This is a genomic window from Pseudomonas sp. VI4.1 (genome assembly GCF_002029345.1).
Lineage (GTDB): Bacteria > Pseudomonadota > Gammaproteobacteria > Pseudomonadales > Pseudomonadaceae > Aquipseudomonas.
In genome coordinates this window covers 1-17,122 of record NZ_MULM01000144.1, presented here as the reverse complement: position 1 = coordinate 17,122, position 17,122 = coordinate 1, and the positions used below count along the sequence as shown (strand labels likewise).

Here is a 17,122-nt window from a genome sequence, read left to right as displayed (position 1 = left end):
CGATGGCGGTCTGACAGTCACTGATTCGGTGACTGCTCTACCGCTATCGCCAGCAAGCCGGCTCCTGCAGAGGGCGATGTGTGTCAGGGGTTACTTGCTGCTGGTCAGCGCGTTATAGCTGGTAAACAGGTTGCGATAGTCCGGGATGTGGTTGGAGAACAAGGTGCCCAGGCCTTCCACGTCGTTGCGCCAGTCGCGATGCAGCTCGCACGCCAGGCCGAACCAGGTCATCAATTGCGCACCCGAGGACGACATGCGGTCCCAGGCCGATTGCCGGGTCAGTTCGTTGAACGTACCGGAAGCGTCCGTCACCACAAACACGTCGAAGCCTTCAGCCAACGCCGAGAGTGCCGGGAACGCCACGCACACCTCGGTCACTACGCCCGCGATGATCAGTTGTTTCTTGCCGGTGGCCTTGATCGCCTTGACGAAGTCTTCGTTGTCCCAGGCGTTGATCTGGCCAGGACGGGCGATGTAGGGCGCATCCGGAAACAGCGCCTTGAGCTCGGGCACCAGCGGGCCGTTGGGGCCGGTTTCGAAACTGGTGGTGAGGATGGTCGGCAACTTGAAGTACTTGGCCAGGTCGGCCAGGGCCAGCACGTTGTTCTTGAAACGGTCCGGTTCGATGTCGCGCACCAGAGACAGCAGGCCCGCCTGATGATCCACCAACAGAACGGCGGCGTTATCCTTGTCGAGACGTTTGTAAGAAGTAGTCATGGGGAAATCCTCGCTTTTTAATCGATGCCTGAAGTGCAGGCGTGAGTGAACTCTGTTTTTTCGTCAAATGCGGTCCGGCAAGCGTAGTCAGCCAAACCTGGCCCGCCACAGCGATGTCGCATTGATTCAACCGTGCATCTGGCCGAACCGGCCGGATTGGAAGTCGGCGAACGCCTGGTGAATCTCCTGCTCGCTGTTCATCACGAACGGACCGTGACCGACGATCGGCTCGTCGATCGGTTCGCCACTGAGCAGCAACACCACGGCGTCGTTGTTGGCTTCCAGGCTGAGCTGATGGCCGTCGCGTTCGAACAACGCCAACTGCCCTTCCCGCACCGGCTCCCGCCCGTTGACCTGAACCGTGCCGCGCAGCACCACCACGGCGGTGTTGCGCCCTTCGTGCAGGTCCAGGGTCAGCAACTTGCCGGCGTTCAAGCGAAGGTCCCAGACATCGATCGGCGTGAAGGTCCGCGCCGGGCCGGTGTGGCCGTCGAACTCGCCGGCGATCAAGCGCAGGCTGCCGGCGTTGTCTTTGAGCGGGATGCTCGGGATGTCGCCATCGAGGATCGTCTGGTAGCCGGCGTCGGCCATTTTGTCCTTGGCCGGCAGGTTGACCCACAGCTGCACCATTTCCAGGGTGCCGCCGCTCTTGGCGAATCCTTCGGAGTGGAACTCTTCGTGGAGAATCCCCGACGCCGCGGTCATCCACTGCACGTCGCCTGGGCCGATCTTGCCGCCGCTGCCGGTGGAGTCGCGGTGCTCCAGCTCGCCCTTATAAACGATAGTCACGGTTTCGAAGCCGCGGTGCGGATGCTGACCAACGCCACGACGTTCGGTGGTCGGGGTGAAATCAGCGGGGCCAGCGTGATCGAGCAGCAAGAACGGGCTGATGTGTTTGCCCAGGTTGTCGTAGGAAAACAGCGTACGGACCGGGAAGCCGTCGCCGACCCAATGGGGGCGTGGGCTGGTGTAGATACCGATGATGTTTTTCATCTTGCCTCCGAAATCTGTGGTGTGATGCGATGGATAAAGCTTAAATCCAGCGCCTTTGATGCACTAGACTGCAAAAATCAGCCTTAGCGTTCTATCTGGAGAACGATGATGGAAGACCTCAACACCCTCTACTACTTCACCCAAGTGGTGGAACACGGCGGTTTCGCCCCGGCCGGACGGGCGCTGGACATGCCCAAGTCCAAGCTCAGCCGGCGTATCGCCGAACTCGAAGAGCGCCTCGGGGTGCGCCTGCTGCACCGCACCAGTCGGCAATGTTCGCTGACCGAAATCGGCCAGGCCTATTACCAGCGCTGCCTGGCCATGCGCGTGGAAGCGGAAAGCGCCGCCGAACTGATCGAACGCAACCGCTCCGAACCCCAGGGGCTGGTGCGCATCAGTTGCCCCACCGCGCTGCTCAATTCCTGGGTCGGGCCGATGTTGACCCGCTATATGCTCAAGTACCCCTTGGTGGAATTGTTCATCGAAAGCACCAACCGCCGGGTCGACCTGATCCACGAAGGGTTCGACATCGCCCTGCGGGTGCGCTTTCCGCCGCTGGAAAACACCGACATGGTGATGAAGGTCCTGGGCAACAGCACCCAGAGCCTGGTGGGCAGCCCGGCGTTTTGCGAACGCCTGTCGGCACCCGCGGCCCCGGCCGACCTCAGCGGTCTGCCAAGCCTGCATTGGGGCGCGGCGCAGCGCGAGTATCAATGGGAACTGTTTGGCACCGACGGCGCCAGTGCGGTGATTCGGCATGCGCCGCGGATGGTCACCGATGACCTGTTGGCGCTGCGTCACGCGGTGCTCGCGGGGATCGGCATCGCCCACCTGCCCAACGTGGTGGTGCGCGATGACATCGCCGCCGGACGCCTGGTGGAGCTGGTGCCGGGCTGGGCGCCCAGGTGCGGGATCGTGCATGCGATATTCCCGTCGCGCCGCGGGTTGCTGCCGTCAGTGCGGGCGTTGATCGACTTTTTGGGGGAGGAGTTCAGTCATAGCGATATTGCTTAGGGCTGCGGGGGGAGAGCTTAAGATCTTTTGATCTTGATTCGTGACTTGCGGTAAACATTGCTTTGCCGATCCAGCGGTTTTTCTCAAGGATGCAGGCGGGGATACTCGTGTCCATTCCCACTGCAACCCCTGGAGTCATTGATGTCTATTCCCGCATTCGGTCTGGGTACGTTTCGCTTGCAAGGCCAGGTGGTCATCGATTCGGTGAGCACTGGCCTCGAGCTTGGTTATCGAGCCATCGATACCGCGCAAATCTACGAGAACGAAGCCGAGGTCGGCCAAGCCATTGCCGCCAGCGGCGTTGCCCGTGAAGACCTGTTCATCACCAGCAAGATCTGGGTCGCCAATTTCGCCAGGGACCGCCTGATCGACAGCCTCAAGGAGAGTCTGCAGAAACTGCAGACCGATTACCTGGACCTGACCCTGATCCACTGGCCGTCGCCGGAAGACCAGGTGCCGGTGGCAGAATTCATGGGCGCCCTGCTCGAAGCCAAAAAACTTGGCCTGACCCGGCAGATCGGCGTGTCCAACTTCACCGTCGACCTGATGCAACAAGCGATCGCTGCAGTCGGTGCCGAGAACATCGCCACCAACCAGATCGAACTGCACCCGTACCTGCAAAACCGCAAGGTCGTCGAGTTCGCGCAGAGCCAGGGCATCCGCATCACCTCGTACATGACCCTCGCTTACGGTGAAGTCCTCAAGGACCCGGTCATCCGGCAGATCGCCGATCGCCTGCAGGCGACACCGGCACAGGTCACCCTGGCCTGGGCCGCACAAATGGGTTACGCGGTGATTCCCTCGTCCACCCAACGCGCCAATCTGGCGAGCAATCTGAAAGCCAGTGCGATGAAATTGAGCGACGCCGACATGGCCTTGATCGCGGGCCTGGATCGCGGCCAACGCTTGACCAGTCCCAAAGGTATTGCCCCGGACTGGGACTGAACGTCAGCCCTGGGCAAGGCTTCGATCCAGGCGCGTCATGGCCTGTTGCAACTGATCGACGGCCTCGTCGATCAGTGCCACGCGGCCGTCGCCACAGGCCCGCTCCAGTTGCTCGCAACACTGGGTCAGCCGGGCCGCGCGAACCATCAGCGCGCCGCCCTTGATCCGGTGCGCCAGGATCGGCAAGTCATGGAGATTGCCACTGGTGTGCAGCTGCAACAGAAGCTCGCGGTCATCGCGGTTGGTCACGGCCAGATCGCGCAGCAATTGTTCGATCAGCTCACGGTCCGCGCCGACGTAGAGTTCCAGGCCGCTCAGGTCGATCTCGGCCGTCGCAGGTGCTGCAGGTGCTGCAATCACCTTGGGTCCCTCGCCCGCAAACCTCGATGCCAACCATGCACTCAGATCGGCCAGCCGGATGGGTTTGAACAGGCAATCGTCCATCCCCGCTTCGATGCAGCGGATCTTTTCCTCGGGCTGCGCATTGGCGGTAAACCCCAGTATCCGCGTCGGTTGCAATCCCTGGACCCGCTCGTCATCGCGAATCGCCCCCGCCAATTCATAGCCACTGCTCACTGGCATGTTGCAGTCGGTAATGATCAGATCGAACTCATGTTCGCGCCATTGCGCCAAGCCGCGCGCGCCGTCCTCGGCCTCGAGCACCTGGTGCCCCAGAAAGCTAAGCTGCCGTGACAGCAACAATCGATTGGCCGGGTAATCGTCTACCACCAGGATCAGCAGCGCCCGGGTGGGCACCTGAACTTCACTGGCGCACGACTCGCGCGAAGGCAACGGCTGCAACGCCTCCAGTTCCAGGCTGACGTCGATCCGGGTGCCCTGCCCGAGGACGCTGTCGAGCTGCAAGCGACCGCCCATCATTTCACACAAGGAACGGCTGATCACCAACCCCAGGCCGGAACCACTGCGGCCGGACTGCTGGCTGTTGCCGGCCTGAACGAACGGACTGAACAACCGCAGCTGATCCACGGTGCCGATGCCGATGCCACTGTCTTCGATGCACACACTGACCGCCAGATGCCCCGACACAACAGGCTCGACCCGCAGCGTCAGGCTCACTTCACCTTGGTGGGTGAACTTGATGGCGTTGCTCAACAGATTGGACAGCACCTGCTTGAAGCGCGTGGGGTCGATCAACACGTCGCAGTCGCTGTGCCGGTCCAGATCGACGCGCCACTCCAGGTGCTTCTGCCGTGCCAGGCCCTCGAAAACCCGACACACCGATTCCACCAGTGTCCGCAAGTTGGCTCGCTCAGGGGTCAACGACAAATGCCCGGATTCGATGCGGGCGATGTCCAGGATGTCGCCGATCAACGCCAGCAATTGTTGCCCGGCATTCGACGCCACCTCGATGGCCGAACGGTCGGCAATACCTTCATCGGCACGTTTCTGCGCCAGTTCGAGCATCCCGAGCAGGGCATTCATCGGCGTGCGGATCTCATGGCTCATGTTGGCCAGGAACGTGGTCTTGGCTCGATTGGCCTCGTCGGCGGCGTCCTTGGCGTCCTGTAGCTGGCTGAGCAACAGCTGGCGCTGGCGGATCTGCCGGCGCTGATAACCGATCCAGACCAGGGCGAGCACCAACAAGGCGCCAGCGCCGGCAAATGCCTGAATAATGGCCTGGCGATGACGCAGCCAGAAGCTTTGCTCCACCATCAGGTCATTGCGCCAATAGAGCGTCAGGTCATCGATTTCTTCAGGGGCGATACTGAGCAGCGCCTTGTCCAGGATCGAATGCAGTTCAAACGCTTCGCGACGGGTGGCCAGGGTACTGCGGGCGGGATCGGTGCCGACGGTGCTGGTTACCCGCAGCTGCCCCCGATAACGCCGGGAAATCATGTAGCGGGCAGCGATCAACGAGTTGATACCGCCGTCAGCCTTGCCCCGGGCGACCATGTCCATCGCATCCGCGGTCAGGGGGGCATTGACCAGCCTGATCTGCGGGAAATGCTGACGAATGAATTCACCGGCACTGTTGCCCTGGGTGACCGCCAGGGTTTTGCCGGCCATTTCATCCAGGGTCGTGGGGTTGTTCGGCCCCGAGCGAGTCACCAGCACATTCGGGCTGGTGAGAAACGGCCGGGTGAAGCGCAAATCGGCCTCGCGCTCGAGACTGGGACTGATCCCCGCCACAAGATCGACTTCTCCGGTCTTGAGCGCCTCCAACATCTCGGCGATCGATCTGGCAGGCCGTATATCGAACTGCAGGCCGGTGCGCAGACTGATTTTGTCCAGTACATCCGCGCTGATGCCGCGGAACTTGCCATCGCTGTCGATAAACGAAATCGGCAGGATGTTTTCGTTCATCGCCACCCTGGCTCGCGGATGTCCATCCAGCCACCGCTGCTCGGCCTCGCTCAATTGCAGCGCTTGCGTACCCGGGATGGACGTCCCGCTGGCGCCCCATCGACGCAGGATGTTCATCCGTTCATTGGTGCTCACCGCCGCCAGCGCGCTGTTGACGATGCGATGCAAGGGTTGATTGTCGCGGGTCATCGCGAATGCAAAGAGACCGGGCTCCATGGGCGAAAAATCGGCCAACTGCACGTTGTTCAGATAGTTCTTGCTGATCAGGTAATGAGCGCTGATCGCGTCGCCCAGATAAACGTCCGCTTGCCCGAACGCTACGGCCCCCACCGCACTCAGGGTAGAGGGAAACAATTGGACGCTGGCCTCGGGGTAGAACGCCTGCACGTCATGCGCAGGTAAATAGTGGTACAGCGTCGCGAGCCGTTTGCCGGCCAGGTCCGGGTCCAGCGGCGGCGATGACTCAGTGTGCGTCACCAGCACCGGCTGGTCGACGGCATAGGCACTGGACATGCGCAGCGCTGTGTTTTCGGCCTCATATCTGTTGGCCGTGCCGAGCAAGTCCGCGCTACCTTGCTTGATGGCTTGCACCGCGTCCTCTCGCGATTCGTACCGCTGCACGTCGATCTCTACGTGCAGCAGCTGCTGCAACAGACCGGCATAGTCAGCGGTCAATCCCTCGTAATCAGTGCCGGTGGTGGTGATGTCGAAGGGCGGATAATCCGGTGCGGAGACGGCGAGCACCAATCGGCCCTTTTGCCGCAGCCAGCGTGAATCGGAGTCTGACAGTTTGGCGACTTGCCCCTCGGCACTGGAGCGCCCCAGCAACGTCAGTGTCTGCGGCTGCGCACAGACACTCGAGATCCAGAAGCATCCCGGTAGCAGCAGGCATGCCAGGCTGCGCCAACGCCGCAAGGTGCTCATTCAGATCAAGTGATTGCGCATGGCGAAATCCCTCAGGTGCACCGGGGATTCCACATTGAGTTTTTCTATGGTCCGGGTCTTGTAGGTGCTGACCGTCTTGTGGCTCAGGTTCATGATTTCGGCGATGGCCTTGTTACTCAGGCCACGGGCCAGATACTGGAAGATCGTCAATTCCCGGTCGGAGAGTTTGTCGATCAACTCTTTTTCGCTACGTTGCAAGCTGTTCAACAACACCGAGCTTGAAGGCAGCCTCGCGAAATAACTATAACCGGCCATGACCGCCTGCACGGCCTTGTGCAAATGTTCCAGATCATTGGCCTTGGACACATACGCCACGGCACCGGCACACATGCAACGCCCCTGATAAAACAAGCCTTCCTGGGAGGTGAACACCACGACCCGGCACGGCACGTCACCGGACTGGATCCGCGCCAGCACCTCTAGCCCGTCCAGCGAGGGCATGATCAGATCCAGTATCACCAGCTCCGGTTTATGTTCGCGGATCATCGGCAAGACTTCGTTACCGTTGGACACCTCGTAGATCTGTTTGAACCCCTCCTGTCCGAGCAAGATTTTCACTGCAGCGCGAACCACCGGATGATCGTCCGCTATCAGCGCTGACTTCGCTGACTTCATGGCAACTCCCTGTGCAAAGGCACTACGAATGGGCAATCACTGCCCTTGGGCCGGGCCCGGGTTAACACAACGGCTGCGCAGAGACTGTTGCATGGAATTTCAGGTGAATCTACCTGACAGAAATGACAGTGCCGACGAACGGTTCGGGGCAATCGACGATTGCCATCAGCCGTTCAATGGACGCCAGATCCGGCAGCGAACCATGGCTCACTTGAACCTTCTGCTGCCCGCAGGCCGGAATCGGCGGCAATTGCGCCTGTTGGCCGTCGTAGATCAAGGCGTAATGGACCTGCGGGTGATCGCGGAAAAAATCGAGCAAGTCCAGCGCGCCGCCGGCCAACGAGGCATTGATGACCACCACATCGAATGGCGTGGCGCTGTATTCGACCAGCGTCAGCAGCTCCGGCAGGTGTTGCACAGGTGCCACCCGGTGGTAGCCAAGCTGGTTGAACAGGCGCTCGATTCTCATCCGCTGAAAATGTTGCTCGTCGGCAATCAGGATACGTAACGCTTTGTTCGACAACAGAGGCCCCCGGCAGGGTGTTTCGTGAGGGCACAAGGCTACGGAAGAGTGGGCAAGCTTTCTGTAGGACTATTCCGAAAATCGGGAGTGCCTGATCTGGTGTCGTGTAGGGATGTCGGGTGGCGAGCGAGTAACTGCTGCACTGGGGGTGGGGAAATTGCGAGGTTCGTAAGGTAGGGGGCTGGGTGCAGAATTTGTATTGTTCTTTCGGGCCTCTTCGCGGGCAAGCCCGCTCCCACAGGGGATCCCGGTCGTACACAAAATTTGTGTTCACTGGTGATCCAGTGTGGGAGCGGGCTTGCTCGCGAAGGCGGCTTGATAGGCGCTACATATTTAGCTGGCAGTCGCGAGCAGCAAATCCATCACCGACCGCCCCTGCCCCCGCGCCCTGCCATGGTCATACAACGAACCGGCAATCTCATCGGCACGAATCGGCAGGATCGACAACAAGGTGTCGCTCAAGCCGTGACTGGCCTGGCAGAAGCCCTGCATGTAGATGCCGGCCTTGCAGCGCTCGTCGGTGATGAGTTTGTAGTTGCGATCCACTTCGAAATCGCCCAGGTATTGTTCCAGAGGGGCCAGCAGCTTGCGGTGCATCTGCCGCTCGTAACCGGTGGCGAGCACCACGGCATCGTAATGCCGCACCGTCACTTCACCGGTGGCGTTGTTGCGCACGGCCAGTTCGATGCCGCGCTCGGTGGCGGTGGCTTTTTCCAGGGTGGTCAGGGTGCGGAAGGCATGACGGGCGATGCCCGAGACTTTCTGTCGGTAGAAAATGCCGTAGATGCGTTCGATCAGGTCGATGTCGACCACCGAATAATTGGTGTTGTGGTACTCGTTGACCAGACGCTCGCGCTCGCTGCTCGCCTGCTGGAACACCAGGTCGGTGAACTCCGGCGAGAACACTTCATTGACGAACGGGCTGTCATCGGCCGGTTTCAGTGCCGAGCCGCGCAGGATCATGTCCACCTGCACCGACGGGAAGCTGTCGTTCAAGTCGATGAAGGCTTCCGCCGCGCTCTGCCCGCCGCCGATGATCGCAATGCTCATCGGTTGGTTGTTCACGCACGGCTGTTTGGCCATCTGGGCCAGGTACTGGGAGTGATGGAACACGCGACTGTCATTCTTCAGCGCCTTGAACACTTCGGGAATGCGCGGGGTGCCGCCGGCGCTGACCACCACCGAACGGGTGGTGCGAACGTGCTGCTGACCCTGGGTATCGCGGGAGATCACCCGCAGCGCTTCGACCTGCTGGTTGTGCAACACCGGCTCGATCGTCAGCACTTCTTCACCGTAACGGCTCTGCGCTTCGAACTGCGCGGCGACCCAGCGCAGGTAATCGTTGTACTCCATGCGGCACGGATAAAAGGTGCCGAGGTTGATGAAGTCCACCAGACGACCGTGGTGCTTGAGGTAATTGACGAACGAGTAAGGGCTGGTCGGGTTGCGCAGGGTCACCAGGTCCTTGAGGAAGGAAATCTGCAGCTCGCTCTGGGTCACCAGGGTGTTGCCGTGCCAGCGATAATTGGCCTGCTTGTCGAGAAACACGACATCCAGTTCGCCCTGGCTCGGCCCGCGCTCTTGCAGAGCGATGGCCAGCGCCAGGTTCGAAGGGCCGAAACCGACGCCGATCAGGTCGTGAACGATGGGCGATGCAATTGCCTGTGTCATTTCCAGTGTCCTCTGGATGATCCCCCCAGCAGCGGGGCGTAAGCCTGAATGACCTGACCGGCCTGGAGCAGGACAGCAGATCGTCTGTTGATAGGGAACGAGGACAATGAAACAAAATTTAATATAGTTTTTTCACGGGCCCGACGCGGTCAATGGGCATCCCACTGCCGCATCCGTACGCGGCAATGCTTCATGGCATTGACGATGTGCTTCTCCACCAGGGCCCGGGAAATCCCCAACTGTTCGGCGATCTCGGGGTGGGACAAACCCTCGATCTTGCGCAGCAGGAAACTCTCGCGGCATAGCCGCGGCAGTTCCGCCAGGGCGCGCTGGAGCATGTCCAGGCGCTGACCGTGATCGAGACTGTTGTGCGGCGAGGGGGTGAAGTAGCGTTCTTCGTTGTCGAGCACTTCCAGCGACTCGACCTGACGCAGGGCATTGCGCCGATGGTCATCGATCACCAGATTCAGCGCGGTGCGATACAGGAAAGCCCTGGGCTGCTCGATCGGCGTGTCGCTGGAACGCTCCAGAATCCGCAAATAAGCGTCATGCACCACATCTTCGGCCACCTGACGGTTGCCCAGCTTGGCGTTCAGGAAACACACCAGCTCGCGATAGTAGTTTTCCAACATGACTCCCGGCCGCACCCGTGCGGTTTCTATCCTTGAGCCACCGCGACAACCACCAAAAAAGGCAGCGGCACGATAGTGGCAATTTGAGTCGCGTAATTTATAGTAATTCTCATATAGATTTAAAGCGTTGCTTTGTCCTGCCCGATAAATAGTAAGTGTTACACCATATGTCTTTAGCTAAATTGCCCGCCGCTTTCCTCGTTTACAGGACAGCTCCCCGTCCCTGCCGTTTCCCCGGCAGAGTTCAACCGAACGACGGGCCGATACTCATTGGCCGGAACCCTGCATGAAACGTCCCCGACAGACCCGACGCGCCCTGCTAGTAGCCCTGTGTCTGCTCCCCGTTATCGCCGTCGCCGCCTGGCAGATCATTCCCCCCCGGTCGTGATCAGTTCGCCACCGTCCCCGTGACCCGGGGCGACATCGAAAGCAGCGTCACGGCCCTGGGCACCTTGCAGCCGCGACGTTATGTCGACGTGGGCGCCCAGGCGTCGGGGCAGATCCAGAAGATCCACGTGGAAGTCGGCGACCGGGTCAAGGAAGGCCAACTGCTGGTGGAAATCGATCCCTCCACCCAGCAGGCCAAACTCGACGCCGGGCGTTTTTCCATCGAAAACCTCAAGGCGCAGCTGCAGGAACAACGGGCGCAGCACGACCTGGCCCGACAGAAATACCAGCGGCAGCAGCACCTCAAGGCCGGCGGCGCCACCCGCGAAGAAGATGTGCAGACCGCCGAGGCCGAACTGCGCGCCACCCAGGCCCGCATCGACATGTACCAGGCGCAGATCCGCCAGGCCCAGGCCAGCTTGCGCAGCGATCAGGCCGAACTCGGTTACACCCGAATCTATGCGCCCATGGGCGGCACCGTGGTCGCACTCGATGCCCGGGTTGGCCAGACCCTCAACGCCCAGCAACAGACGCCGCTGATACTGCGCATCGCCAAGCTGTCGCCGATGACCGTCTGGGCCGAGGTGTCGGAAGCCGACATCGGTCACGTCAAACCCGGCATGACGGCGTGGTTCACCACCCTCAGCGGCGGCCAGCGTCGCTGGAACAGCACCGTGCGGCAAATCCTGCCGGTGCCGCCCAAGCCGCTGGACCAGACCGCCCAGGGTGGCGGCAGCCCGGCCAGTTCGAGCAAAAGCGGGAGCGCGCGCGTGGTGCTGTACACCGTGTTGCTCGACGTCGATAACGCCGACAACGCACTGATGGCGGAAATGACCACCCAAGTGTTCTTTGTCGCGGACCAGGCGAAAAATGTCCTCACCGCGCCGATTGCGGCCCTGCAAACCGGCACGCAAGCGCACAGCCAGACCGCCCGGGTCGTCGCCAAAAACGGTCGCATCGAGCAACGCGACGTGCGCACCGGCATCAGCGACCGCCTGCGGGTACAGATCCTCGACGGCTTGCAGGAAGGCGATCACTTGCTGATCGGTCCGGCCGATGGGAGTGGCGGCTGAATGCTCACGCCCCTGATCGAACTGCAGGACATCCGCAAAGCCTACGGCGGTGGCGATTCACCTGAAGTTCACGTATTGCGCGGCATCGACCTGTCGATCCATGCCGGGGAGTTCGTGGCGATTGTCGGCGCGTCCGGCTCCGGCAAGTCGACGCTGATGAACATCCTCGGCTGCCTCGACCGCCCCACATCGGGCGAGTACCGCTTCGCCGGGGAAAATGTCGCCGCCCTCGACAGCGACGAACTGGCCTGGCTGCGCCGCGAAGCCTTTGGCTTTGTGTTCCAGGGTTATCACCTGATTCCCTCCGGCTCGGCCCAGGAAAACGTCGAGATGCCGGCGATCTATGCCGGTATTCCGGCGGCCGAACGCCACGCCCGCGCCGCCGCCCTGCTCGACCGTCTCGGGCTGGCCTCGCGCACCGGCAACCGCCCGCATCAACTCTCCGGCGGCCAGCAACAACGGGTGTCCATCGCCCGCGCCTTGATGAATGGCGGGCACATCATCCTCGCCGATGAACCCACCGGCGCCCTCGACAGCCACAGCGGCGCCGAGGTCATGACCCTGCTCGACGAACTGGCGAGCCAGGGCCATGTGGTGATTCTCATCACCCACGACCGCGAAGTCGCGGCCCGGGCCAAACGCATCATCGAAATTCGCGACGGGCTGATCATCAGCGACAGCGCCGTGGACCACCCTGAAGCACAGATGTCCGCCAATCACGGCGCGTTGCAGGCAGTGGACCTGCGCAAGCGCCTCAGCGAAGGCGCCGAAGCCACCGGTGCCTGGAAAGGCGAGCTGGTGGATGCGGTGCAGGCGGCCTGGCGGGTGATGTGGATCAACCGCTTTCGCACCGCGCTGACGTTGCTCGGGATCATCATCGGCGTCGCGTCGGTGGTAGTGATGCTGGCGGTCGGTGAAGGCAGCAAGCGCCAGGTGATGGCGCAGATGGGCGCGTTCGGTTCCAACATCATTTATCTCAGCGGCTCGTCACCGAACCCACGCACGCCATTGGGCATCGTCACCCTGGACGACGTTGCCGCCGTGGCCAGCCTGCCGCAGGTGACACGGATCATGCCGGTCAACGGCCAGGAAGCCGGGGTGCGCTTCGGCAACCTCGACCACTTGAGCTACGTCGGCGGCAACGACACCAACTTCCCGGCGATCTTCAACTGGCCGGTGGTCGAAGGCAGCTATTTCACCCAGGAAGATGAACGCAATGCTGCAGCGGTCGCGGTGATCGGGCACAAGGTCCGCACCAAGCTGCTCAAGGATGTGGCCAACCCTATCGGTCAGTACATCCTGATCGAGAACGTGCCGTTCCAGGTGGTCGGGGTGCTCGCCGAAAAAGGCGCCAGTTCCGGCGACTCCGACAGCGACGACCGCATCGCCATCCCCTACTCCGCCGCCAGTGTGCGGCTGTTCGGCACCTACAACCCGGAATACGTGGCCGTCGCCGCCGCCGACGCGCGCAAGGTCAAGGAGACGGAACACGCCATCGAGCAGTTGATGCTGCGCCTGCACAACGGCAAAAAGGATTTCGAACTGACCAACAATGCGGCGATGATCCAGGCCGAAGCGCGCACGCAAAATACCCTGTCGTTGATGCTCGGCTCGATTGCCGCGATATCCCTGCTGGTGGGTGGCATCGGGGTGATGAACATCATGTTGATGACCGTGCGCGAACGGACCCGCGAGATCGGCATTCGCATGGCCACCGGCGCCCGCCAGCGGGACATCCTGCGCCAGTTCCTCACCGAAGCGGTGATGCTCTCGGTGGTCGGCGGCCTCGCCGGGATCGCCCTGGCGCTGATCGTCGGCGGCGTGCTGATCTTGAGCGAAGTCGCGGTCGCGTTCTCCTTGATAGCGGTGCTCGGCGCCTTCGGCTGCGCCCTGGTCACCGGTGTTGTCTTCGGCTTCATGCCGGCCCGCAAAGCTGCCCGGCTCGACCCGGTCACGGCCCTTACCAGTGAATGATCTCTTGATGAAGCCGCACTTAAGTTTGCTGAGCCTTTGCCTGTTGCTTGGCGCCTGTGGCAGCCCCGCCCAGCGTCCGGACAGCGGCATCCAGCCGCCTTCGTCCTGGCAATCGCCCCACTCGCAACAGGCCACGCACAGTAACCTGCAATGGTGGACGCAATTCGGCAGCCCGGCGCTTGATCGCCTGATCGAACAAGCCCGGGTCGGTAGCTACGACCTGGCCGCCGCCATCGCCCGGGTACGCCAGGCCCAGGCCGATACGGTGATTGCCGGCGGCTCACTGCTGCCGGAAGTCACTGCCGCGCTGAATGCCAATCGGCAAAAATTGCTGCGAGGCAATGGCTACAGCCAACTCGACGCCGACAGCAGCAACAAGGCGGTGGATTACTTCGACGCCAACCTCAGCGCCAGTTACGAGATCGATTTCTGGGGCGGCCAACGGGCCTCCCGCGACAGCGCGCAATTCGGTTTGCGGGCGAGCGAATTCGATCAGGCGACGGTGGAGTTGACGCTGCTCAGCGGTGTTGCCAACAGCTACGCGCAAGCCTTGTCATTGCGCGAGCAACACCGCATTGCCGGGTTGAACCTGGCCAACGCGCAGAATGTCCTGAATCTGGTGCAGACCCGTTTTGACTCGGGCTCGGCAACGGCGCTGGAACTGGCCCAGCAGAAGAGCCTGGTCGCCACGCAACGACGGCAATTGCCGCTGGTGCAGCAACAGGCCCAGGATGCCTTGATCAGCCTCGCCGCGCTGCTCGGTCGACCGGTTCAGCAATTGCGCCTGGGTGTGGAACGCTTCGATCAACTGTCATGGCCGACCATCGCCGCCGGTGTGCCCAGCGAGTTGCTCACCCGTCGCCCGGACATCGCCCGGGCCGAAGCACAACTGGCCGCCGCGCAAGCCGATGTCACCGTCGCCCGCGCCGCCATGCTGCCGGCCGTGACCTTGAGCGCCGAACTGGGCTCCGGCGCCGACCGCGCCGCCGACATCCTGCGCAGTCCGTTCTATAACCTCACGGCCGGATTGCTGACACCGGTGTTCAACAACGGCCGCCTGAGCGCCGAGCGCGACAAGGCCACGCGCGCCAGGAAGAACTGCTGGAGAACTACCGCGGAGCGATCATCAACGGTTTCGCCGACGTGGAAAAAGCGCTTAACAGCATTCGCGGGCTGGATGAACAGCGACAGTGGCAAGGGGAAGAACTGAACCAGGCACAGACCGCGTTCAACATCGCCCAGAGCCGTTACGAGGCCGGGGCGGAGGATTTGCTGACGGTGCTGGAGACACAGCGCACCTTGTACGCGGCGCAGGATTTGAATGTGCAGCTGCGGTTGTCGCGGTTGCAGGCGAGTATTGCGTTGTACAAGGCGCTTGGGGGCGGGTGGCAGGCGTTATAAATTTGCGGGGTCTGATCAGCCGCCATCGCGGGCAAGCCCGCTCCCACAGGGATTTTCAGTGAACACAATATTTGTGTACCGCCGAGATCATGTGGGAGCGAGCCTGCTCGCGAAGAACGATAACGCGGTGTTCCTGCTTAACTGGTCATCGGCTTGGCCTTCAAATGCCGCGCATACCAAGGCCGCTGCGGCACTTTACGGAACAGGTTCGCCAGCTTCTTCTCATCCTCGCCAAAGGTAATGCGCAACGCCAGCTTCATGGTTTCCGGGTCCATTTCCACCGACTTTCCCGCCTGCAACCCCGGCGTAGTGCTGCAGCCGTGGGTGCTCGGGCCCAGCCACGGGTCGTCGATCTCGACCCAGCGCCCCGGCGCGAACCACGCCACGCCATTGATCTCCAACCGGCTGACCTCCCCCGGGTGAAAGCGCTCATGGGCGCGGAACCAGTCTTCCAGGCGATCGTCGATCCAGCCGTGGAAATGCCAGAACACCGGGCTCACATGGGACGAAAACGGATCGCCTAGGAAGTCGTTTTCCGGGGCAAACCAGCGCGCCGAAAAGTCCGACGGATCCCGGGCAAACGGCACCGGCTGGCCGTTGGACGGATCGCGGGGCACCGAGGCCCAGCGCATGTGCAGCCAGTCGTGCAGCCCCAGCTCCACCTCCGAGCCAAACTGACCCAAGGTCAGCTTCGACAGATAGCGCGGGTCACGGTAGCGCGACTCCCAGACCTGGAAATTGCTGTGGTAGGTCTCGGCGGTCTTGATGTCGGCGACCCATTGCGAGTACTCGGCATCGTCGTCCGCCCGCCAGGTCGGCGGCAGCGCGGTGCCGTCGTGGTTGTCGCAATAATTGGCGAAACCGATGCGATCCCGCGCCAGCTCCGGCTGGGGCAACGGGAAATGTGGCCACGACGGCAAGTCCTGCAGGGAGCGCGCCGTGCCCAGCATGTGCCGGTGCATGAAGAAAAAATCCACCCCCGAGCCGTTGCGATCCTTGCGCGCGCCACGGGCATCACGCTCCTTGTCGCGCGGGCCAGGCTGCCAGCCGATACCGCGCAGGGCGCCGCGTTTGTCTTCGGACAAGCTGTGCCATTTGTCCCGAGAGGCATGCCAGAGCTGGTGAAACAGCCGATGCTCCGGGGACACCAGCCAGGCCAGCAGCGCCGGGTTGAGGCCAGTGCGCTCGCGCGCTTCGGGGAACATCCGCTTGACCGCGATAAAGCGGTTGTCCTGGGCGGTCATCATCAACGGCCGATCGAGGTTCAACACCCGGCCACTGAGTGTGCCGCTGCCGGCGTTGCCAAACGCGGCCCAGACTTCGTCCAGCGCCATGCTGAATTCGTAATCCGGCGTGCCGTTGGCCGCGTCGGCGCTGACCAGCCGCCAGCTCAATGCGGCGGGTTTGGCTTCGGCCAGGTCGCCAAGCACCCGGTAGCGGGGTTCTTCACTCGAGCGCAAACGCTCGGCGGTGTCGAGGAAGCCGATCACACCGCGTCCTTTATGACCGACGTCGAGGAACACTTCCAGCCCGTCCCGGGGCAGGCCCTCGATGCCGGCGTCACGGCCTTCGAAACGAATCTGCCAGACCCCGCGCAAGGTGTTTGCCAGGTGCTGGCCGGCGACATCCGCGACATCGAACGACGCTTCGCCGGGGGTGATCGTCGGATCCGGTTTCGTCCATTCACGATGCCCATAAAACGCCGCAGGCACGGCGGCGCCGGTCAGCGCCAGGCCTGCCATGAACCATCGTCGAGAAATCGTCATTGCCCTACCTGTGTCAGCCATGAAGCAGGCTTTATCCAAGCTAGAACGGTTGTTGCTGCCGAAAATTTAAGAGCTTCGCTGGCAAGCCAGCTCCTACAGGGGATTGCATGAACACTGAAAATCCTCTGTCAGGACGCTGGC

The 17,122-nt window shown here is 62.0% G+C and carries 11 protein-coding genes and 2 pseudogenes; 5 read left to right on the top strand and 8 right to left on the bottom strand.

From position 1 onward, the window contains the following. Positions 1–90: 90 nt before the first annotated feature. Entirely contained in the window at positions 91–717 is a 627-nt protein-coding gene (gene ycaC, locus BZ163_RS12855; RefSeq protein ID WP_128871225.1) for an isochorismate family cysteine hydrolase YcaC, read from the bottom strand. A 126-nt stretch (positions 718–843) separates the two neighbouring features. Continuing rightward, positions 844–1,710: a pirin family protein gene (locus BZ163_RS12850; protein WP_128871224.1), complete on the bottom strand. Its 867-nt coding sequence runs from the start codon at positions 1,708–1,710 to the stop codon at positions 844–846. Between the two features lie 108 nt (positions 1,711–1,818). Between BZ163_RS12850 and BZ163_RS12845 the strand changes: the two genes are divergently transcribed. Both BZ163_RS12845 and dkgB read left to right on the top strand, forming a co-directional pair. Continuing rightward, positions 1,819–2,724, top strand: coding sequence for a LysR family transcriptional regulator (locus tag BZ163_RS12845; protein ID WP_218190511.1), 906 nt, complete (start codon positions 1,819–1,821; stop codon positions 2,722–2,724). A gap of 141 nt (positions 2,725–2,865) precedes the next feature. Continuing rightward, positions 2,866–3,669: a 2,5-didehydrogluconate reductase DkgB gene (dkgB, locus tag BZ163_RS12840; protein ID WP_128871222.1), complete on the top strand. Its 804-nt coding sequence runs from the start codon at positions 2,866–2,868 to the stop codon at positions 3,667–3,669. Between the two features lie 3 nt (positions 3,670–3,672). Here the strand turns inward: dkgB and BZ163_RS12835 are convergent, their stop codons facing one another. The 5 genes from BZ163_RS12835 to BZ163_RS12815 all read right to left on the bottom strand — a co-directional run bounded on the left by BZ163_RS12835 (position 3,673) and on the right by BZ163_RS12815 (position 10,380). Further along, a complete protein-coding gene (locus BZ163_RS12835) occupies positions 3,673–6,918 on the bottom strand; it encodes a transporter substrate-binding domain-containing protein (protein WP_128871221.1) in 3,246 nt (1,081 codons plus the stop codon). Further along, positions 6,919–7,554 (bottom strand): response regulator transcription factor, encoded by a 636-nt coding sequence (locus BZ163_RS12830; RefSeq protein ID WP_128871220.1) that lies wholly within the window; start codon positions 7,552–7,554, stop codon positions 6,919–6,921. Between the two features lie 109 nt (positions 7,555–7,663). Further along, positions 7,664–8,077, bottom strand: a complete 414-nt coding sequence (locus tag BZ163_RS12825; protein WP_128871219.1) for a response regulator — start codon at positions 8,075–8,077, stop codon at positions 7,664–7,666. 333 nt (positions 8,078–8,410) lie between these two features. Then, positions 8,411–9,748, bottom strand: coding sequence for a lysine N(6)-hydroxylase/L-ornithine N(5)-oxygenase family protein (locus BZ163_RS12820; RefSeq protein WP_128871218.1), 1,338 nt, complete (start codon positions 9,746–9,748; stop codon positions 8,411–8,413). Positions 9,749–9,897: 149 nt separating this feature from the next. Further along, positions 9,898–10,380 (bottom strand): sigma-70 family RNA polymerase sigma factor, encoded by a 483-nt coding sequence (locus tag BZ163_RS12815; RefSeq protein ID WP_128871217.1) that lies wholly within the window; start codon positions 10,378–10,380, stop codon positions 9,898–9,900. A 286-nt stretch (positions 10,381–10,666) separates the two neighbouring features. Between BZ163_RS12815 and BZ163_RS12810 the strand changes: the two are divergent. The 3 genes and pseudogenes from BZ163_RS12810 (at position 10,667) to BZ163_RS12800 (ending at position 15,215) form a co-directional block, all read left to right on the top strand. After that, a pseudogene (locus BZ163_RS12810) lies at positions 10,667–11,840 on the top strand (efflux RND transporter periplasmic adaptor subunit). Beyond that, the gene (locus BZ163_RS12805) at positions 11,841–13,814 is read left to right on the top strand and encodes a MacB family efflux pump subunit (protein WP_128871216.1); all 1,974 of its coding nucleotides are present in this window, start codon (positions 11,841–11,843) and stop codon (positions 13,812–13,814) included. It begins immediately after the preceding pseudogene. A gap of 7 nt (positions 13,815–13,821) precedes the next feature. After that, positions 13,822–15,215 (top strand): annotated as a pseudogene (locus tag BZ163_RS12800) (efflux transporter outer membrane subunit). 137 nt (positions 15,216–15,352) lie between these two features. Here BZ163_RS12800 and BZ163_RS12795 read toward each other — a convergent pair. After that, positions 15,353–16,981, bottom strand: a complete 1,629-nt coding sequence (locus tag BZ163_RS12795) for a PvdJ/PvdD/PvdP-like protein (RefSeq protein ID WP_128871215.1) — start codon at positions 16,979–16,981, stop codon at positions 15,353–15,355. Positions 16,982–17,122 lie beyond the last annotated feature (141 nt).